The organism is Psychrobacter sp. NPDC078929 (assembly GCF_050267985.1).
Lineage (GTDB): Bacteria > Pseudomonadota > Gammaproteobacteria > Pseudomonadales > Moraxellaceae > Psychrobacter.
Genome location: NZ_JBNNFX010000008.1, coordinates 93,215 through 112,773, shown reverse-complemented (window position 1 = coordinate 112,773; position 19,559 = coordinate 93,215). Strand labels below are relative to the sequence as shown.

Below are 19,559 nucleotides of genomic sequence, written 5' to 3'. Positions count from 1 at the left end.
CGATTGCATACTGTATCAGTACTATTTATTGATTATGCTATTCTATGATATACCGCCATAAATTAACGCACATACTCGCCTTAAGACGACTATGTTTAGAGAACTACAGGCTATATCACACTAACTTTTCTTTTACTCTGTTGGACACATATGATCTCTCCGAACCCAAAGCCGCGTCGTAAAGGTTGGCTGCCACGCTCTTATTCCAACACTTGGCTAACGACCTTAATGGTTGCCTTTATCGTGCTTATCAGTGTGAGCTTATCAATTTTGTTCTTTTGGCGCAGTCTATATCTACCAGAGTTAAAAAACCATGCGCGTTATTTGACGAGTGAGTTGCAGCTGATCAATAGTGTTAATAAAGACTGGCAAGGTCGTCCCGAAGTACGCCAATGGATTTACCAGCACTCTCATGTCGTTGTGGTAAACAATCCGAGTGACTTTCCAGAAGTCGCTGATAAGCCGTTCGTAAGCTTTTTTACGGACGTACTACAACGTGAAATCGGTGCGCAGCTTGGTCGTCCTGTAGAGGTCTATTTTAAATTTAAGCCAACGCCGCAGCTATGGGTACAAGATAGCCGTGATGACAGTTTTTGGGTGCGTGAGCCTGTCGTCTACTATTCGCAGTATAGCCCGACATTACTGGTGCTATTTTTGATTGGACTGCCTATCCTATCGTTACTCACGATTATTCTATTAGCCCGTCAGTTGAATCGCCCGCTACGCTACCTACAACGTGCAGCTACTAACTATATTCGTCTCGGTCATGCAACCACACTGCCCACTCAGAAAGGCCCCACAGAAATACGTCAAGTTAATATGGCATTTAACCGACTGTTCACGACCTTGAATCAGGCGCAAAAAGAGCGAACAATCATGCTTGCCGGCATCTCACATGATTTGCGGACGCCGTTGACACGTATGCGCTTAACCGCAGAAATGCTACCAGATGATTTCTTCCGTGAAGGGCTGATTTACGATATTGAGGATATGGATGCTATTTTGGAGCAGTTCATCTCATTTATGAAAGACGGTTCTGATGAGCCAGTCAGCTTGACCAACCTAGACACTATATTTAACGAAATCATGGTGCAGTTTGCGCCAATGAAGTTTGTATATGAGTCAGAATGCGACAAGGTCGTTCCCGTACGTCCATTGTCCATCAAGCGCCTGATTATCAACTTGGTTAATAATGCCAATCGTTATGGAAAGCCACCTATTTATTTATCGGCAACGGTTGTACCGACATTTATAGAAACTGTCGAAGACGAAGATACGGATGTGGTCAGTGAAAATGTAGTGAACAAAGAAGCTCAAGAACAGTTAGTGATTTGTGTACGAGATTGCGGTGATGGCGTCGCTGATGATCAATTAGAGCGGATTATGCAACCGTTTGAACGTGGAGAGACGGCACGGACTACTCAAGGTAGCGGACTAGGTCTTGCAATTGTTGATCGTATTGCACGATTACATCACGGTACTGTTGAAGCCATTAACCACCCTGAAGGTGGGCTACAAGTATGCGTACGCATTCCCCTACTCTCTAAAGTCGCTGGAGATACGACATTAGCGGCTGAAGTAGAAGAGGTATCTGAGGTAGACAATACGGTACCAAATTCAAAATATTGATGAAACTTTAATCTGAATAAGCAAAGAGGTCAACGCTAGTCTTTGCTACCAATAGCCGGCGGAATATACTCAGCACTGTTAGTAAAAGCTAGTGGCTGGATAATTTCAGCCTGAGCTGTTTGTAGTGTTCGGGTCGTTGATGGCTGTTTTAAGAATAAATAATAGCCTAGCGTAATCGCATTCAATACTACCAAGCCACCAAATAAATATGGCATCCTATGCCCTCCTATGACATTGTCCAACTGTCTTAAAAATAGCGACAAGCGCCGCACCCAGCTATAAAGCTGTATCCTGTTATACCATTAAGATGACGCTGATTGTCTTTAGCATCATGACTAATAATTATGGCCTAGTCTGATGATTTAGTCTGATAGCTTGCTCTTATAGCTTAGCCCTATAACTTGGGCTAATCTGACAACTTAGTATCGAAGTCGCGCTCGCTTTTCTCTTGCGTCAATTCATCAGCAGCAAGAATTTGCGTCAATGGTTTCATAGGCCATGTCATCACAAACCTTGCACCGCCTAACTCACGACTCTCATCTACTTTCATACTACCATTAAACCAAAAGGCAATACGCGATACAATAGACAAGCCTAGACCATAGCCACCTGACGCGCGTGTACGGCTATCATCTAAGCGTGAGAATGGAATGAATACTTTTTCGCGATCTGCTTCAGGAATACCATGTCCATCATCTTCAACACTGACGAAGGCATTGCCTTTTTTGACACCTGCACTAATGATAATAGTCGTTTCTGCATAGCGTAACGCATTACCTGCAAGATTCTGAATCACACGGTGTAAGTAGCGTCTATCTGCCACTGCTGTTACTTTTGCATTTGGCAGACTGGTTACTATTTTGATAGGTTTACCTAGCGCATTGGTTTCGCGCTCGATCTGCTCTAACAGCTCTCTTAAGTTTACTGGTTCTAAATCTAACTTTGGTGACCCTTCCTCAAGCTTAGCATAGGTCAAAATCTCATCAATCAAACCATTAAGCGATTCAATATCTTCATCAATATAATCACGCTGCATAAAACGTGAGTCTTCGTCATCTGTATCAGCAAGCATATCTACGGCAAATCGAATACGAGCCACTGGCGTACGAAGCTCATGTGAGACTGCTCGGGTAAGCTCTCGCTGTGATTCAATCAAACGCTTAATATGCGAGGTCATAGCATTAAAAGTCGCTGACAAACGCGCTATTTCATCTTGACCAATAACCTGTACTTGAATATCAAGGTTACCTTGACTGACCTCATTCACACCTACCTGAATCAGTTGCAGCTTACGCTCAAGCGGGAAGATGAGCGCATATACACCCAAGCTAATTAGGAACATGCTGATAAGAATCATACTAATAATTAAGTTAAGCGGGAACCAGTTAAATAAAGGTATAGGCCCAATCAAAATTGCCATATCATTGATTTCAGAGGGTACCACTACCCTAATCGCAGAGTTACTCGTACTACTGTTAGTATCTTGCAGCGATATGACAACTTCGTCACGACGCAGACGAGCCATCTGATCTGAATCTAACTCAAGTGTATTGACTGCTTTAAACGCTAAAGGAAAAGAAAACTTCTTCTCCAATTCAGCCAAACGTGCGCGTTTGTCCGACAGTGTCATGTGATAAGACAAATCGTCTAACAAAAAGACCGCGATTGCCCGCACTTGCTGTTCGGTAACTTGAGAGATTCTCGCTGTTAAAACACTCTTGTTATCCGGCAAACGATAATAAACATCTGCATATACAGGCTGGTTAAAATAACGTACAACGGTATTATCATTTTTAAAGCGGCGTAGCTCACTGGCACTAAAGTCTACTTCGTCAATAGGCAAGACTTTAAAAGTAGTACCAAACAAACTGCTCGCATCTGATAACCAATATTCACGCTCTTCCTCGCTATTTTGGTGAGAGATTCCTTCACTCACCAAATGGAACGCCCCCATTGCCATATTTTCACGATAGGACTGCACACGTTCCTTATTGATGGTATCCATCAATAACTGCGCAAAGAGTGCCACACACAAGCAGACTATAAGTAGCCCAGCATAGATACGAACAAAAATACTGTGTTTTAAAGAAGAGACTAATGACATACGTGCCGTGACCAACTTAATAAATAGAGATTGCCAATATCATCAAACATATAGGTAGTGCTATGTGTTTGACGATATCGAACATGATCGAATAGGGATAGACTTTAACTTTGACTTTTAATTACCGTATTTTAATCCATATGCAGCAATCATCCAAAGACTTATATGTATGACACATATTTAGTCAGCGTCTATAATAATGGCTTAATTAAACCACATAACACTGCATTTAAGTTTAAAAATTAAAATTTAGCCACAAAAAAAACCAGCATCGTTGCTGGTTTTTTCGAATAATGATTAATAATTAATCAACCTATAGAAGCAACAATATTAGTTGCCTTCTTTTACGAATAGATAGCCTTTACTACGTACGGTCTTAATACGTTTTGGATTTTCTGGATCATCACCGATTTTTGGACGAATACGTGAGATACGTACGTCAATTGAACGATCTTGACCATCATACTCAATACCGCGTAGACGCTCAAAGATATCTTCACGTGACAAGATGCGACCTGCATTAGAAGCAAGTAACCATAGTAGATCATATTCAGCACTGGTGAAATCAACCAACTCATCACCTAGGTTAACTGAACGACCGCCGTTATCAATTACTAACTCGCCAAACTCCAGACGTTGTGGCACATCTTCTGATGGTGCATTTTCTGAGCGGCGCAGTAGCGCACGAATACGGGCAAGCAATACACGTGGCTGAGCAGGCTTGGCAACATAGTCATCAGCACCCATCTCAAGACCCAATACCTGATCCATGTCTTCAGTACGTGCAGTCAACATCAAAATTGGATTTTGATAATGCGGGCGTACTTCACGGCATACGGTCAAACCATCGCTACCAGGTAGCATAACATCAAGTACAACCATATCTGGCTGCTCATTGACGATACGGCGAATAGCACGATTACCATCAGTTTCAATTGCCACTTCTAAACCATTCTTGACCAAGTAATCTTGAGTCAACATGGCCAGACGCTCATCATCTTCAACAATCAAGATTCGGGGGGTATTGTCTTCTTCATTCGTTGTCATTGTTATATCCTCTAATACATCTAATTTAAAAGCAGTAAAAGTAAGAGCGGTAAAATTAATAGCACCATATAGTGGCACAATTGATGTTCGTATAGCTGTTACAAACTTGGTAGCACAGTATACTATTAAATTATCAGCTTCCTATACTATAGCTGATAGTCGGTAACAAAACCTATAAACTACCCCTATCAAAACTTTAGTTTGCGTCCAGAAATTACGTCAATTACTTCGTTAGTACATTGCAATTTGGATTATCTATCGTTTGCTTATTATCCAAACCATCGAGCCAATATTATTGCGTACAGTTACTGCTCATTACTTATAATACGTTATGTCTAATATAACCATATATTACCGTTGTCGCCAGTGTCTTTTTAAGAAAATTCCAATAGGCGATGATTCATTGATAATAAAAGATTTTTCCTGAGAATAGAGTGAACTGCCACAAATATTATCCAAGTGATAACCATGTGTATTCAATGCAGAACCGTTAATTTCATAATGAATAGGCATAAAAAAACAGCCCATATAATGGACTGTCTTTTTATCATTATTTCTAGCGACAACTCTAAATTATTAGCTAGAGCCATCAGTAATAAATTACGCGCGGTTTTTGTACTTACGAATAGTCTGTAATTGTCCTACAGACTCTGCAAGTGAGGCCAAAGCCGCATTGGTTTGTAGCGTATCAGACTGGTTAACTAACATTTGCTCAGCTTTTTTACGTGCTTCGACGATTTTGCTTTCGTCAAGATTGTGTGCACGCATAGCTGTATCAGCCAATACCGTAACCATCTTAGGCTGTACTTCTAGTACACCACCTGAGACGTAAATTACTTCTTCTTCACCGTTTGGTGTTTGCACTCGCATTGCACCTGGCTTTAGCAAAGTAATAAGCGGTGTGTGACCTGGCAATACACCAATCTCGCCTTCGGTACCAGTAGCTATTAACATGCTAATTTCGCCTGAATACAACTCTTCACGAGCACTTACGACGCGACATTGTAACGTTGCCATACTTAATTCCTTACCATCAAAGCGCGATCAAAAAACAGTAAAACTGCGATGCGTTACTGAAGAGTAGATATAAGGTTTATATTATATCTACTCGTTAGCTTATGCTCATACAACTTACGCTGACTTAGACTTCATTTTTTCAGCTTTAGCGACTACTTCATCGATGCTACCAGCCATGTAGAACGCCTGCTCTGGTAGGTCATCGTATTCACCAGCGATGATTGCTTTAAAGCTAGCAATGGTATCGCGTAGTGGTACGTATTTACCAGGTGCACCAGTGAAGACTTCAGCTACGTGGAATGGCTGAGACAAGAAGCGCTGAATCTTACGAGCACGATAAACAACCAGTTTATCTTCTTCTGATAACTCATCCATACCCAAGATAGCGATGATGTCTTTAAGCTCTTTATAACGCTGTAGAACTTCCTGAACACCACGAGCAACATTGTAATGATCTTCGCCGATTACTTGTGGATCTAACTGACGCGACGTTGAATCGAGTGGATCAACCGCAGGATAGATACCTTGTGATGCGATATCACGGCTTAGTACAACTGTTGCATCCAAGTGAGCAAATGTTGTAGCAGGTGATGGATCGGTCAAATCATCCGCAGGTACGTATACCGCCTGAACTGAAGTAATAGAGCCTGACTGAGTTGACGTAATACGTTCTTGTAGTAAGCCCATCTCTTCAGCTAGTGTTGGCTGATAACCAACCGCTGACGGCATACGACCAAGTAGTGCTGATACTTCTGTACCCGCTAGTGTATAGCGGTAGATGTTATCAACAAACAATAGTACGTCACGACCTTTGCCAGTAACAGGATCTTTGGTATCACGGAAGTACTCAGCCATGGTCAAACCAGACAGTGCAACACGTAAACGGTTACCCGGTGGCTCATTCATCTGGCCATATACCATTGCTACTTTAGACTTACTAAAGTCTTCAGTGTTTACAACGCCAGCTTCCTGCATTTCGTGATAGAAATCGTTACCTTCACGAGTACGCTCACCAACACCAGCAAATACTGACAAACCTTCATGTTTTAGAGCGATGTTGTTGATCAGCTCCATCATGTTAACGGTTTTACCAACACCAGCACCGCCGAACAGACCAACTTTACCACCTTTAGCGAATGGGCAAAGTAGATCGATAACTTTAATACCAGTCTCTAGTAGTTCAGTGCTGTTTGACTGATCCGCGTAGCTTGGTGCTTCACGGTGGATAGACCATTTGTCGTCAGCAACAACAGGACCTTCTTCATCGATAGGACGACCAAGAACATCCATGATGCGACCTAGCGTACCAGTACCAACAGGCACAGAAATCGGTGCACCAGTATTAGTAACAGGTAGGTTACGCTTTAAACCTTCGGTTGAACCCATTGCAATAGTACGTACGATACCGTCACCTAGCTGTTGCTGTACTTCTAGGGTGGTTTCGGTACCATCTACTTGCAAGGCATCAAAAATTTGAGGAACTTCATTACGGTTGAACTCAACGTCAAGAACCGCGCCAATAATCTGTACAATACGACCGCTACTCATTGCGTTCTCCTTGAACTTCTATATATAGGTGTAGTCAATTATGAAACAGCAGCAGCACCGCCAACGATTTCCGAGATTTCTCGGGTAATCGCCGCTTGACGCAGCTTGTTATAAACCAACTGTAAATCGTTAATAAGGTCACCAGCATTATCTGTTGCCGCTTTCATCGCAACCATACGTGAAGACTGCTCAGAGGCAATGTTTTCCATTACCGCTTGATAAACAATCGACTCAATATAGCGACCAAGCAATTCATCAATTAACGTCTTGATGTCAGGCTCGTAGATATAATCCCAGCTAAGTTCTGTCTGTAGACCACTGTCTTCATCATCAAATGACTGCTCTGGTAGAGGAACCAACTGATTAACCGTTGGTTTCTGAGTCATTGCATTGACGAATCGGTTATAGACTACATAAATACGGTCAATATTGCCGTTATTATAGTCTTCAAGCATCGCTTGAACCGGTGCATTCAATTGTTCAAACGTTGGTTTATCGCCATAATCGGTCACAGCCGACGTAACTTTACCACCAAAGTTTTTGAAGAAACTCACACCTTTGGCACCGATGACTGCAAACTCAGCCTGTACAGACTGATCTTGATAATCTTGGATACTTTTAGTTAGGGCTTTGAATAAGTTAATATTCAAACCACCCGCTAGGCCACGGTCAGAGGTAATGACAATATAGCCAACCTTATTGACTGGACGCGATACCATATACGGATGTTTATAGTCTGATGAGGCATGCACCAAATGTGAAATAACCCGGCGCATACTATCAGCATACGGGCGACCCACGTCCATGCGCTCTTGCGCACGGCGCATTTTACTTGCCGCTACCATTTGCATAGCACGAGTAATTTTCTGGGTGCTTTTAATACTGGTGACTTTGGCACGTATCTCTTTTAAGCTTGCCATAATGATTCCAATATAAGAGGGTTAAAAAGCATTGGCGCATGCGACAATCGTTTGATATACAACATCAGTCCTACAGAATAACATTTTATATCTTGTGGCATTACGCGATCTAATACCGATAATGGTTAAAACAGTGGCGCAAATATCTGGTCAGACAACGCGCCACTTTATCAGCTCTAAGCTACAGTTATAACCAATTCGGCTTAACCCGTTAAATTAATAACTGTGATTTTGTTTAAAGGTCTCTAGAGATGACTTTAAACGACCTGCGATATCATCATTGTAGTTCGCAGTGTCATCAATCTCACGCATCAATTCACTTTGCTCATCATGCATATAACGTAGGTACGCTTCTTCGAAAGAACCAATCTTTTCGACAGGTACGTCAGCTAAGAAGCCTTCGTTTGAAGCATAGATAACGGCTGCTTGCTCAGAGATTGACATCGGCTGATACTGCTTCTGCTTCATCAATTCAGTCACACGCTCACCATGATCAAGCTGTTCGCGAGTTGCGTCATCAAGATCTGATGCGAACTGAGCAAATGCTGCTAGTTCACGATATTGAGCTAGAGCGGTACGAATACCACCAGATAGCTTTTTGATGATCTTAGTCTGAGCGGCACCACCAACACGAGATACCGAGATACCAGCGTTTACTGCTGGACGAATACCTGAGGCGAATAAGCTAGACTCTAGGAAGATCTGACCATCAGTGATCGAAATCACGTTGGTTGGTACGAATGCAGATACGTCACCAGCTTGTGTTTCAATGATTGGTAGAGCGGTTAAAGAACCAGTTTTACCTTTCACTTCACCGTTAGTGAATTTTTCTACATAATCAGCATTTACACGTGATGCACGCTCAAGTAGGCGTGAATGTAAATAGAATACGTCACCAGGATAAGCTTCACGACCTGGCGGACGACGTAATAGTAGTGAAATCTGACGATAAGCGACTGCTTGCTTTGATAAGTCATCAAATACAATCAGTGCGTCTTCGCCGCGGTCACGGAAGTATTCGCCCATCGTACAACCTGAGTACGGTGCGATATACTGAAGTGCTGCAGGCTCTGATGCTGAAGCAACCACAACAGTGGTGTATTCTAGTGCGCCAGTTTGCTCAAGCTTACGTACGACGTTAGCGATAGTCGAACGTTTTTGTCCGATAGCCACGTATACACATTTAATGCCTGAAGCTTTCTGTGCGATGATCGCATCAATAGCCATCGCTGTTTTACCAGTCTGACGGTCACCAATGATAAGCTCACGCTGACCACGACCGATTGGAATCATGGTATCAACGGCTTTATAACCAGTCATTACTGGTTGATCTACTGATTGACGGTCGATAACGCCTGGAGCGATCTTTTCGACTTTATCAGTCATCTTGGCATCGATAGGACCTTTGCCATCAATAGGATTACCCAAAGCATCAACAACACGGCCTAACAGCTCAGGACCTACTGGTACTTCAAGAATACGACCAGTACAATAGGCTTTTTGACCTTCTTGCAGCTTTAGGTAATCACCAAGTACTACCGCGCCAACAGAATCACGCTCTAAGTTTAGAGCCATTCCGTAGATTTCGCCTTCAAACTCAATCATTTCGCCGTACATGGCATCTTCAAGACCATGAATCTGCACGATACCGTCAGATACTTTGACAATCGTGCCTTCATTCTTTGCAGTTGCACCCGCATCAAGGTCTTGAATACGCTGCTTAATCAGGTTACTGATTTCCGCTGGATTCAATTGTTGCATTGCCTTGTTTCCTTTAATTTATGATAACCCGCCCACTGACTTAATTGCTCTTATAATCATACAGTCAATATTTGACTGTATTGATGATTGGCATTAGGCAGTTAGCTGTGTTTTTAACTGTTGTAACTTGCCGCGCATCGAATCATCAATGACTTTGTCACCGACTTTGATTGTAGCGCCTGCCAATAGACTTGGATCAACTGATTCGTGAATCACTACACTAGCATTTAGCGAGGCAGCAAGACGCGTTTGTAGCGTTTGACGCTGTTCATCAGTCAATGGGTAGGCAGAGGTCACATATGCGTCAAGCTGCTTTAAGCTTATTGCCTTGTGACGGCGATAATGCTCATAAACTTCAGGAAGCAGCGCCAGACGCTCTTGTTCTGATAACTGTTTAACGAAGTTACTAAGTGCTACTGATACTTTTGGATAGCTTACGTTACTGTCAAGGCTAGTCCCTTGAGCTTCGCTTAATAACTGCTTAAAAGCAGAATCATTAGCGCTAGCTACTTGCGTATCATAAAGATCGACCAAAGCAGCTGACTTATGCTCAGCAGAAACAGCTGGATTGTCTAGCCAAGTACTGAACGACTTGTCATTGACAACAGTGCTAGCAACAAGTAAGAAGTTTTCCCACTCGTTGACTGCGCCGTTTTCGTTGGCATAGTCAAACGCGGCTTTAGCGTACGGTCGTGCTAAGGTTGATAAGTCAGCCATTATATCCTCACAATTACAGCTTCGCCGCCAGTTGGTCTAACATACTGGCATGTTTTTGCACATCGACTTTGTCTTGCAAAATCTTCTCTGCACCAAGTACAGCCAGTTCAGCAACTTGGGCACGCAATGATTCACGCGCTTGATTGATTTCTTGATCGATAGATGCTTGCGCTTGTTGACGAATGCGCTCGCCTTCCGCTTGGGCTTGCGATTTTGCATCTTCGACGAGCTGATTGGCACTCTTGTTCGCTTGCTCGATTAGAGCGGCAGCCTTGGTCTTTGCAAGATCAAGTTCCTGCTGGACATTTTGCTCCGCGGTCGCCAAATCTGCTTTTGCTTTTTCTGCGGCATTCAGACCTTCAGCAATTTTACGCTGACGCTCATTGATGGCACCGATAAGTGGTGGCCACACGAATTTCATGCAAAAAATCACAAATATTGCAAAAGCAATGGCTTGACCGACGAGGGTAAAATTGATATTCACGTGATCACCTCTTTGTTAATGAAAAATCAGTTTCATTGATCATGTTTGGTAGTCAAATCTTGACTATATTTGATAGAAAGTCTCCGAATACCAAACATTTACAACTGAGCTTTCGGATTAACCTGCTAGAGGGTTAGCGAACAACAATAGCATAGCAATACCAACACCGATCATCGGAATAGCATCAAGAAGACCTGCTACGATGAACATACGAGTTTGCAATTGTGAGCCAAGCTCTGGTTGACGCGCAACGCCTTCTAAGAATTTTCCACCTAGAATAGCAAAACCAATACCTGTGCCAAGTGCGCCAAGACCGATAAGTAGTGCTACTGCGATAACTGTGTAACCACCTAATACTGGATCCATTGATGTATCCTCATTTACCTATTGAATGTCTAATTAATGTTCAGTTGATGATGCAAGCGACATGTAAACTATCGTCAGCATCATGAATACGAACGCTTGAAGTGTAATAACTAAGATGTGGAAGATAGCCCACGGTACCGATAACGCCCATTGAATCCAAAACGGCATTAGAGCAATCAGTATGAAAATCAATTCCCCAGCATACATGTTGCCGAATAGACGCAAACCAAGTGATACAGGTTTGGCTATTAGAGTAACTGCTTCTAGGATGAAGTTGATGGGAATCAAAATCGCTTGTACGATTGGGTTTTTGGCGCCAAACGGATGCAGTGTTAACTCACCGATAAAGCCGCCCAAACCTTTTTCTTTAATGCTATAAAAGATAATCAGTGCAAAGACAGAGAACGACATGCCAAGCGTGATGTTAGGATCAGTCGTTGGAACAATCTTAAAGAAAACATGATGTGGATCATGACCCATAGCGGCACCGATTTGACCAGCAATACCTGGAATGAAATCAACAGGTATCAAATCCATCAAGTTCATCAAAAAGATCCAGACAAAAATGGTCAACGCCAATGGCGCAATCAGTTTTGATGTACCACTGTATGAATCACGAACGTTGTTATCAACAAACTCAACGATCATCTCAACTGCTGCCTGAGTTTTTCCAGGCACGCCTGAAGTGACTTTTTTGGCAACCATCCAAAAGACGGCGCAAAATAAGATACCTAGACCAATCGACCATAGCATAGAATCAAGATGGATAGCGTTAAAGCCCATTGCCCCTGCTTCTTCAGCAGTATGAGCAACTTTCCAACCTTCGCCCGGCAGATAGCCATACGTCCAATTCGTTAAGTGGTGAGAGATATATTCTGATGATGTTTGCTCGGATGCCATAATGTAAGCTTCTTATTAATCAACGATTTAATCAACTACCAAAAATATGGTTGTCATCTGATGAGGTGTAGTATTTATATCTATCTTGCTATTAAACAAATAAATAAACCGTACTAAATCACTCATGTAACCAACAACATCCAACCCATAGTTCTATTACTAATATGCAATATTTGATAGCGTGAGATAAATTTTAGCTATCAAAAAAGGGCTTATGATAACTCAGTAATAGCCCTTGCATTTTTATACGCAAAATTATTATATATGTGCTTGCTCACTGACCGTTTTTTACGATCGGCACTTAATGTAGCGCTTATAAGCAAAATATTTAGCCGCCTATATTAATGCAGCGTTGTATTCGTGTAAAGTCAATTGTGATTTTTTTATCCACTGTATGAATAAGTTAGCCACCAGTTTTACTTGCTAATATAGCTACTAACCATAATCAGATATCAGTAATCTAATTATCAGCAATACAGATAGTTGAGTAACCCCTACCCTCTCACTGCATACTACGTCTAACATTGAGACTCATAGTGCGGTCTTTATAATCACTGGTGCTATCCTAAGACAGCGTTGTGCTTCGACTTTTCGAACTAGTCATAGAGAAGCTGGACGGCAGGGTGACTTGCCAGTACTATTAATAAACCATCTGTTTAGCGATCATTTATTAGCGCTAGCGTATATGCCACAACATCCAACTGTGACTAATTTGCATTACCATAAAACCGATAAACAGCGCTGGCGCAGATAGGGGTTGTACGGTAATAAAAATTAGTGCAAAACCAAACACGGTCAATAACCATTTTGACATTTGACCCCGATATAGCTGGCTAACGATGCGTTGGCGCGCGCGATATCCGGTATACCAAAAAATAAAAAACGCAAATACTGCTTGAGTGATAAAACTTAGTAGCGCACCAATTGCAGCGCTTTTTGCTATCGTAAGCTCACTATGTAGCCAAATAGTATCCACTATCCAAGCAATAATAATAAGGATAAATAGTATCCATGCTTGTCGTTTAATATAGATGCCAATCTTGTCTTTTTGCGTGCGTTTGGCAGGCTTGGTCATCGGTATTCCTATAGCCCTTACAGCATTGGGACAATATATCATACTTATGATAATTTTATCCGTGAATGACTTACTCTACAGGCATTACCTTTCGGCCAAAATAAAACGCTACTTATTATAGGTAGAGCGTAACTATTAAGCAAGTAAAATATGACTTTTATCAGTCACCTAACGCATCTTGCTAAGATTATTATATTATTTAGTCTGTAATAAATGCTCGAAGCGAAGCTGTACAACCAACTCAAATAATCCTAGCAAAGTACTGTTTTTGGCTACATTACGAGATACATTGATATATCTGTTTGGCCATATTCTGCCAACCACTGATAAAGTCATCGCTACTACTCATATCTTCTGGCTGTACCGTATTCTTCACTGGTTGTAACTTCGCAAGTAAGCCTTTTGCTGGCTCACTTGGACTGACTAAACACATTTGCTTAGCTGGGCGTTGCTCGTTTAACCAACGTAGTTGGCTTGCTTTGGGTGATAGATGATGATCTACGCTAAGGCTACCGACGAGCGTTAAGTGTAAGCTGTCTTCGATATATTGATAAGCATCATGATAAGCCCAATAAGGTCGTGTTTTTGAGGTACTTTGAGTAGAGCTTTGCTCAAATGCAGTAACTTCTTTGTCTAGTTGCTGTGCAAATTTTTTCGCGTTGGCTTGGTATAGGTCTTTATATTGCGGATTGGCATGGCTATGAATCACAGCCAATGCACGGGTAATGGCTTTGGCATTTTCAGGGTCTAACCAAATATGTGGATCTAGTGTACCCGCGATAGCGTCGCCCTTTACATCACGTAATGGATGACGATTGAATGCATCAAACTCAAATAAAGCAATGGCATTTGGGGCTGTTTTTAGACTTGCTGCTACATTGTTTTCTAGCGGCTCACCAAACCATACCACAAACTTACTTTCTTTGATTGCCTTGATATCACCAGGGCTAATACTACCATGATGTCCTACCTCCCCCGCTTGCAATAGTCGATTGGCTGATGGCGCGCCTTCTGTTACTGCTTCACTTAACAAGAATAGCGGATAATTACTAACACTGACCGTTGCAGCTTGTGCACTCAGTGTGAAAGACCCTAGGACTATCAATCCTGTCATTAGCAAGCGCTGTAATGTGATAAGCGAACGTACGGAGTAAGTAAAAACAGCGTTCATAGTAAGCTCTTGTATTGTTAGATAGCATTGTTGGATAACGAACGTATAAGTCATAGTGTCCTGCCCCACTCCTGTAAAAAGGGTAGATATACAAGACTACTATAAGACAATTCACTCAGTTATTATTTTAGTATGTTATACTATAACAATAAAAAACGCTATCATAAAAAACGTCATGCGATTACCATGCTATTTTTAGGAGCTTGTACCATGTCTATTACTTCATCGATCTGCGAACATTTGCATGATGCGCAAGATCTGACTCCGCATGATGTTCATGAACGCTTAGCAGCAGCTAAAGAGCATTGCCGTCTAAATGGCGCGCGCTTTACGCCTTTGCGTCAGCAGATATACCAATTGGTCTTAGAGGCGGATCAGCCCGTTGGCGCTTATGACCTAATCACTCAGTTGCAGCAAATGCGATTATCTATACCTGATGGCAACGATATTCAAAAAGCAACGAGCTCACCCACACTATCAATAGACACTAAGACAACTAAAAAACGTGCGCCGAAAAATGTCGCGCCGCCAACGGTTTATCGCAGTTTAGAATTTTTGCTAAGTGAAGGGTTGATTCATCAATTAACCTCTATTAATGCTTATGTTCCTTGCTGTCATCCTCGTGCCCAGCATACAGCCGCCTTCTTAATCTGCGATCAGTGTCAACGCGTTCAAGAATGCAGCAGCCTGCCCGTTCAGGAAATGATGAGCTTTGCCGAGCAAGATGTAGGGTTTGTGGTTGAGCGTAGTGTCATTGAGCTTGGCGGTCGTTGCCAAGCTTGCCAGTAGCGCTACTATGGTTTTTGTAAACGTTTTAAGCATGATTCGTCGATTGTCTATTTACCTATGCGTTGTCATATTATGAATACCTCTACCCTACCTTCTAATCAGTCAAATACTGCCGTTACGAAGAGCAGTACTGTGAGTAATGCCGACAAATTATTGAGCTTAAACAATATCAGTTACCATATTGGGCCTCAACGTCTGCTCTCTCACATAGATATCGACATTGCTGTTAATGAGACGGTCAGTCTTATCGGTCCCAATGGTGCTGGTAAGTCGACACTAGTCAAACTCATCTTAGGTCTGATTGAGTCAACTGATGGCTCTATGACAGCACATCAGCCGCTACAGCTTGGTTATGTGCCGCAGCGATTTGCTGTGCCACCGATATTGCCACTGCGCGTTTGCGATTTGTTGGCGCAAGCAGATAAGAAACGTTTAACCCCTGAGCAGCGGCAGTTTATCTTTGATAACTTATCATTAACCCATCTACTGTCACGGCAGATGTTGCATTTATCAGGTGGTGAGACGCAGCGCGTACTATTGGCCAGAGCGCTACTAGACAAACCCAACTTGCTTATTTTAGACGAGCCGATGCAGGGGCTCGATCCTGATACTGAAGTTTGGCTATATCAGTTTATTGATGAGCTGCCTGATTTCTTACGTTGCGCCATGCTAGTGGTGTCTCATGATTTACACTGGGTTATGAAAGGCAGCCGCCGCGTCATTTGTTTAAATAAGCATATTTGCTGTGAAGGACAACCAAGCGAGCTAGCCATTAGTACTGAGTTTCAAAAGCTATTTGGTCATCATTATGAGCAGCCATACGTGCATCAGCCCCATGCCTGTGAACACCATGCACCAAGCGAGTTATAGTTTTAATAGACAAAGCTCGAAATCTAGCTCATCAAAGCCAAAACTATCAAATGTATAAATAATACGGCTTTACTCTATTTATAAAATTTTTACGGACATTCATTATGACTGCTTGGTTAGCCATCATTGCGCCTGCTTGGATCGCTGGCAGTATATTAGCGTTATTATCAGCGCCGTTAGGTTGCTTAGTATTATGGCGGCGTATGGCGTTTTTCGCCGATGCCTTAGCCCATGGCACGTTGTTAGGTGTGGCTTTAGCGGTGTGGTGGCAATTACCAATGGGTATCGGCATTGCATTAGTCAGTGTCATGGTCGTACTGGGATTGGTCTTGATTGATGATGAGCGTCTGCCAGTGGATGCTGTATTGGCAGTCGTGTCAGTGTCGCTCTTGTGCCTAGGATTGCTGGCTTTGACCCAATTGACTGACCAACAGGCCAATGTGCTCGGGTTTTTGTTCGGCAACTTATTAGATCTTGATTGGGCAGATTTGCCTTTGCTTGCTGGTAGCGTATTAGCTGGCTTGGGACTGCTTATCTATATTTGGCCTGCGCAAATCAAGCTTGCAACGCATGAAGCATTGGCACGTATTCAAGGTATCAACCCAACACGGCAACGGCTGTTTTTTATGGGTGTACTGGCAGGGTTTTGTGCGATTGCATTACAGGCGGTTGGCAGTCTATTAATTAGCGGATTATTAGTGCTACCTGCACTGACCGCACGTCTATGGTCAGCATCGCCAAAACAAATGGTGATTATAGCGTTGATAAGCGCTCAACTGGGTGTGACACTTGGTGTGTGGGGCAGTATTTGGCTAGATATTCAAACAGGTCTTTCTATCGTCTTGATATTAGCTGCTTTATTTTTTACTGCACTCATTTTTTCGAAGTTAATAAAGATAAAACTTTAGTTAGCGTCGCTGTAAATACGTTATAATGAATAAATTACGACTGTTTTTCGCTATCTTTTTGTTGGACTTTATTTTATTAATATAATGAATACTTTAGTTCGATAATACTATAAGGTGGCTCTAGACTTTAAATTTGCTATTGCTAGTTGATAGTATAAATATCGTTGATTAGAGTCAAAGTAAGTTCAAAGCAAACGCTGTGCTCTTTTATAGTAGATTGATGATAATTATAAATACCCAGTGAAAAATAGTAGCTCATTTATCCATACTCGCGCTAACAATACTTATTGTTGTGACTCGATAAGGGACTGAACCAATGCCAAACTATCCTGCCAATAAGTTAAGCACCTCTGATAAAACGATAAATATTTTACAAATTACTGATTTGCATTTATCGACGCCTGTCCTTGTTGATCCTGTCCTTGTTGATGAGAGTAATACCTATAGTGATGATATGGCTTGTCAGCGTAGTTTTGAAGCAGTTCTCCAACAGGCACTTAGTGAAGATATTCGCTGTGATTTGATTATTGTGACTGGTGACTTGGTCAATCGAGTAAAGTCTTCAATTTACGATCATATCTTTACTGTATTACAGGCGACTCAGATTCCTTTTGCCTGTATTGCTGGTAATCATGATGTGACGGACGAGAATGGTAAAGACTTGCCGTTTTTTCAACGAGAGCTTGTCGCTCAGCCTGCTGACTCACGTTTGTTAAGTCGTCATGTCATTGAGACTGAATACTGGCAGCTGTTGTTATTAGACTCCTCCATTTCTGGTAAGGTCGCAGGCGAGATTACGCCTACTGATATTAATTGGTTATGTGAGAGACTCAGTACCTGTAATAAGCCTGCATTAATCGCCCTACACCATCATATTGTTCCAGTTGACTCTGACTGGATTGATACCCATATGGCAGAAAACACTGAGAGCTTTTGGGAGCATATGGCACCATTTGAACAGCTACAAGTGGTGATCAGTGGGCATACTCACCAAGAGCAAGTTCGACTGCGCCAAGGCGTCACGGTGTATAGCACGCCATCTACCTGCTATCAGTTCAAACCCTATGAAGATGATTTTTCTTATGATGAGCATGCATTACCAGGATATCGCTGGTTGCAATTAGCCAACAATGGAACAGTTGCAAGCTGGGTTGAAAGACTGGATACTTGATGCCCAGAATTATTGGGAATAGTATAACCATTAGCCCTTTGTACTTATAGCTTTCGTCAATAATTCCTAATCAAAAATGCAGTGATGAACAAATAAAATATGCATTCAATATAAAAAATCACTTCATTATTATTACAAACAATGATACAACTTATGAAATAAAGCAAGGGTGGCCCAATATCTAATATGAAGCCACTGCACGATAGCTAGGATGGCCCATTAACCACAAGCTCAGTTTTCACAATCACTGACCTACGGCATGCTTTAGACAGTATTATTCAAACCGAAGTTTATATAACAACCTATCTAACAATCGGTATATAACTGTCAGTATATAAAGTCTACGATATTATTTGATCAGCTGTGTTACTTGTATTACCAAGTGGTGAAACGTTTGATAAAAGGACAAATTGTAGCGTTTGTAGCATTAATAACGTCTTGTCTTTTGATACGTCGTTTTATTGAATTAATTTGAAAAAGTAGGATACCCATATGAGCACCCTGACCACGAATCCGAGTGAAGTTAAATTTACTCCTTATGTGCCGGCCAAAGACGAAGAGTATATGTCTGATGCGCAGTTGGAGCACTTTAAGGCTATTTTATTGGATTGGAAAAACCAACTGATTGGCGAAGCGGATCGTACCAAAAACTACATCCAAGATGAGTCAAGCGCCATGCCAGACATCAATGACCGTGCCACTCAAGAAGAAGAGTTTGCATTGGCATTACGTACTCGCGACCGTGAGCGCAAACTTATCCGCAAAATCGACAAATCTATGTTAGAAATCGAAAATGATGACTATGGATTTTGTGAGACTTGTGGTGTAGAGATTGGATTACGTCGCCTTGAAGCACGTCCAACCGCAACTCAATGTATCGACTGCAAAACCTTATCTGAAATTAAAGAACGTCAAAACCAAGGCGCTTAGATCAGATATTACAGATATAAATGTCAGCAGAAGCGACCTTGTAATAGGTCGCTTTTTGTATTTTAGACTGTCACTATTTTGCTGCGTTACTGACTTTGCTCTGACAAATATAATCGCCTGAATAATGACATGACTAACAAAACAATCTCATT

At 41.9% G+C, this 19,559-nt stretch carries 19 protein-coding genes; 6 read left to right on the top strand and 13 right to left on the bottom strand.

What is annotated here, in order from left to right:
• Positions 1 to 150: 150 nt before the first annotated feature.
• Positions 151 to 1,629: an ATP-binding protein gene (locus tag ACQKCG_RS06560; protein WP_101205951.1), complete on the top strand. Its 1,479-nt coding sequence runs from the start codon at positions 151 to 153 to the stop codon at positions 1,627 to 1,629.
• Positions 1,630 to 1,664: 35 nt separating this feature from the next.
• On the opposite strand, the gene ACQKCG_RS06555 is transcribed toward ACQKCG_RS06560, so the two are convergent.
• The 13 genes from ACQKCG_RS06555 to ACQKCG_RS06495 all read right to left on the bottom strand — a co-directional run bounded on the left by ACQKCG_RS06555 (position 1,665) and on the right by ACQKCG_RS06495 (position 14,739).
• Complete coding sequence (locus ACQKCG_RS06555) at positions 1,665 to 1,844, bottom strand: hypothetical protein (RefSeq protein WP_101205952.1); 180 nt, start codon at positions 1,842 to 1,844, stop codon at positions 1,665 to 1,667.
• Between the two features lie 191 nt (positions 1,845 to 2,035).
• Complete coding sequence (locus ACQKCG_RS06550) at positions 2,036 to 3,733, bottom strand: ATP-binding protein (RefSeq protein ID WP_101205953.1); 1,698 nt, start codon at positions 3,731 to 3,733, stop codon at positions 2,036 to 2,038.
• A gap of 330 nt (positions 3,734 to 4,063) precedes the next feature.
• On the bottom strand, positions 4,064 to 4,780 hold the full coding sequence (locus tag ACQKCG_RS06545; protein WP_057761994.1) for a response regulator: 717 nt from the start codon (positions 4,778 to 4,780) through the stop codon (positions 4,064 to 4,066).
• 600 nt (positions 4,781 to 5,380) lie between these two features.
• Positions 5,381 to 5,797, bottom strand: coding sequence for a F0F1 ATP synthase subunit epsilon (locus ACQKCG_RS06540; RefSeq protein ID WP_057761996.1), 417 nt, complete (start codon positions 5,795 to 5,797; stop codon positions 5,381 to 5,383).
• 114 nt (positions 5,798 to 5,911) lie between these two features.
• Complete coding sequence (atpD, locus tag ACQKCG_RS06535; protein ID WP_101205954.1) at positions 5,912 to 7,345, bottom strand: F0F1 ATP synthase subunit beta; 1,434 nt, start codon at positions 7,343 to 7,345, stop codon at positions 5,912 to 5,914.
• A gap of 38 nt (positions 7,346 to 7,383) precedes the next feature.
• On the bottom strand, positions 7,384 to 8,265 hold the full coding sequence (gene atpG, locus ACQKCG_RS06530; protein WP_101205955.1) for a F0F1 ATP synthase subunit gamma: 882 nt from the start codon (positions 8,263 to 8,265) through the stop codon (positions 7,384 to 7,386).
• 216 nt (positions 8,266 to 8,481) lie between these two features.
• The gene (atpA, locus tag ACQKCG_RS06525; RefSeq protein ID WP_057762002.1) at positions 8,482 to 10,026 is read right to left on the bottom strand and encodes a F0F1 ATP synthase subunit alpha; all 1,545 of its coding nucleotides are present in this window, start codon (positions 10,024 to 10,026) and stop codon (positions 8,482 to 8,484) included.
• Between the two features lie 93 nt (positions 10,027 to 10,119).
• Positions 10,120 to 10,743: a F0F1 ATP synthase subunit delta gene (locus tag ACQKCG_RS06520; RefSeq protein WP_057762004.1), complete on the bottom strand. Its 624-nt coding sequence runs from the start codon at positions 10,741 to 10,743 to the stop codon at positions 10,120 to 10,122.
• 13 nt (positions 10,744 to 10,756) lie between these two features.
• Complete coding sequence (locus ACQKCG_RS06515) at positions 10,757 to 11,227, bottom strand: F0F1 ATP synthase subunit B (RefSeq protein WP_101205956.1); 471 nt, start codon at positions 11,225 to 11,227, stop codon at positions 10,757 to 10,759.
• 117 nt (positions 11,228 to 11,344) lie between these two features.
• The gene (gene atpE / locus ACQKCG_RS06510; protein WP_010197960.1) at positions 11,345 to 11,593 is read right to left on the bottom strand and encodes a F0F1 ATP synthase subunit C; all 249 of its coding nucleotides are present in this window, start codon (positions 11,591 to 11,593) and stop codon (positions 11,345 to 11,347) included.
• A gap of 33 nt (positions 11,594 to 11,626) precedes the next feature.
• On the bottom strand, positions 11,627 to 12,493 hold the full coding sequence (atpB, locus tag ACQKCG_RS06505; protein WP_101205957.1) for a F0F1 ATP synthase subunit A: 867 nt from the start codon (positions 12,491 to 12,493) through the stop codon (positions 11,627 to 11,629).
• A gap of 676 nt (positions 12,494 to 13,169) precedes the next feature.
• The gene (locus tag ACQKCG_RS06500; protein ID WP_101205958.1) at positions 13,170 to 13,568 is read right to left on the bottom strand and encodes an ATP synthase subunit I; all 399 of its coding nucleotides are present in this window, start codon (positions 13,566 to 13,568) and stop codon (positions 13,170 to 13,172) included.
• A 277-nt stretch (positions 13,569 to 13,845) separates the two neighbouring features.
• Complete coding sequence (locus ACQKCG_RS06495; RefSeq protein WP_227522959.1) at positions 13,846 to 14,739, bottom strand: metal ABC transporter substrate-binding protein; 894 nt, start codon at positions 14,737 to 14,739, stop codon at positions 13,846 to 13,848.
• Positions 14,740 to 14,949: 210 nt separating this feature from the next.
• Between ACQKCG_RS06495 and ACQKCG_RS06490 the strand changes: the two genes are divergently transcribed.
• The 5 genes from ACQKCG_RS06490 (at position 14,950) to dksA (ending at position 19,407) form a co-directional block, all read left to right on the top strand.
• Positions 14,950 to 15,528, top strand: coding sequence for a Fur family transcriptional regulator (locus tag ACQKCG_RS06490; protein ID WP_101206006.1), 579 nt, complete (start codon positions 14,950 to 14,952; stop codon positions 15,526 to 15,528).
• 72 nt (positions 15,529 to 15,600) lie between these two features.
• Positions 15,601 to 16,398: a metal ABC transporter ATP-binding protein gene (locus ACQKCG_RS06485; RefSeq protein ID WP_101205960.1), complete on the top strand. Its 798-nt coding sequence runs from the start codon at positions 15,601 to 15,603 to the stop codon at positions 16,396 to 16,398.
• Positions 16,399 to 16,502: 104 nt separating this feature from the next.
• Positions 16,503 to 17,306 (top strand): metal ABC transporter permease, encoded by an 804-nt coding sequence (locus tag ACQKCG_RS06480; RefSeq protein WP_134292547.1) that lies wholly within the window; start codon positions 16,503 to 16,505, stop codon positions 17,304 to 17,306.
• A gap of 316 nt (positions 17,307 to 17,622) precedes the next feature.
• Positions 17,623 to 18,477 carry a metallophosphoesterase gene (locus ACQKCG_RS06475; protein WP_134292546.1) on the top strand — a complete coding sequence of 285 codons (855 nt, stop codon included), beginning with the start codon at positions 17,623 to 17,625 and terminating at the stop codon, positions 18,475 to 18,477.
• A 492-nt stretch (positions 18,478 to 18,969) separates the two neighbouring features.
• Positions 18,970 to 19,407, top strand: a complete 438-nt coding sequence (gene dksA / locus ACQKCG_RS06470; protein ID WP_057762021.1) for an RNA polymerase-binding protein DksA — start codon at positions 18,970 to 18,972, stop codon at positions 19,405 to 19,407.
• The last annotated feature ends 152 nt before the right edge of the window (positions 19,408 to 19,559 follow it).

Bases quoted from the DNA above. Each gene is read 5' to 3' on its own strand.
- ACQKCG_RS06560 (WP_101205951.1), top strand. From the start codon at position 151: ATGATCTCTCCGAACCCAAAGCCGCGTCGTAAAGGTTGGCTGCCACGC.
- ACQKCG_RS06555 (WP_101205952.1), bottom strand. From the start codon at position 1,844: ATGCCATATTTATTTGGTGGCTTGGTAGTATTGAATGCGATTACGCTA.
- ACQKCG_RS06550 (WP_101205953.1), bottom strand. From the start codon at position 3,733: ATGTCATTAGTCTCTTCTTTAAAACACAGTATTTTTGTTCGTATCTAT.
- ACQKCG_RS06545 (WP_057761994.1), bottom strand. From the start codon at position 4,780: ATGACAACGAATGAAGAAGACAATACCCCCCGAATCTTGATTGTTGAA.
- ACQKCG_RS06540 (WP_057761996.1), bottom strand. From the start codon at position 5,797: ATGGCAACGTTACAATGTCGCGTCGTAAGTGCTCGTGAAGAGTTGTAT.
- atpD (WP_101205954.1), bottom strand. From the start codon at position 7,345: ATGAGTAGCGGTCGTATTGTACAGATTATTGGCGCGGTTCTTGACGTT.
- atpG (WP_101205955.1), bottom strand. From the start codon at position 8,265: ATGGCAAGCTTAAAAGAGATACGTGCCAAAGTCACCAGTATTAAAAGC.
- atpA (WP_057762002.1), bottom strand. From the start codon at position 10,026: ATGCAACAATTGAATCCAGCGGAAATCAGTAACCTGATTAAGCAGCGT.
- ACQKCG_RS06520 (WP_057762004.1), bottom strand. From the start codon at position 10,743: ATGGCTGACTTATCAACCTTAGCACGACCGTACGCTAAAGCCGCGTTT.
- atpE (WP_010197960.1), bottom strand. From the start codon at position 11,593: ATGGATCCAGTATTAGGTGGTTACACAGTTATCGCAGTAGCACTACTT.
- atpB (WP_101205957.1), bottom strand. From the start codon at position 12,493: ATGGCATCCGAGCAAACATCATCAGAATATATCTCTCACCACTTAACG.
- ACQKCG_RS06500 (WP_101205958.1), bottom strand. From the start codon at position 13,568: ATGACCAAGCCTGCCAAACGCACGCAAAAAGACAAGATTGGCATCTAT.
- ACQKCG_RS06495 (WP_227522959.1), bottom strand. From the start codon at position 14,739: ATGAACGCTGTTTTTACTTACTCCGTACGTTCGCTTATCACATTACAG.
- ACQKCG_RS06490 (WP_101206006.1), top strand. From the start codon at position 14,950: ATGTCTATTACTTCATCGATCTGCGAACATTTGCATGATGCGCAAGAT.
- ACQKCG_RS06485 (WP_101205960.1), top strand. From the start codon at position 15,601: ATGAATACCTCTACCCTACCTTCTAATCAGTCAAATACTGCCGTTACG.
- ACQKCG_RS06480 (WP_134292547.1), top strand. From the start codon at position 16,503: ATGACTGCTTGGTTAGCCATCATTGCGCCTGCTTGGATCGCTGGCAGT.
- ACQKCG_RS06475 (WP_134292546.1), top strand. From the start codon at position 17,623: ATGCCAAACTATCCTGCCAATAAGTTAAGCACCTCTGATAAAACGATA.
- dksA (WP_057762021.1), top strand. From the start codon at position 18,970: ATGAGCACCCTGACCACGAATCCGAGTGAAGTTAAATTTACTCCTTAT.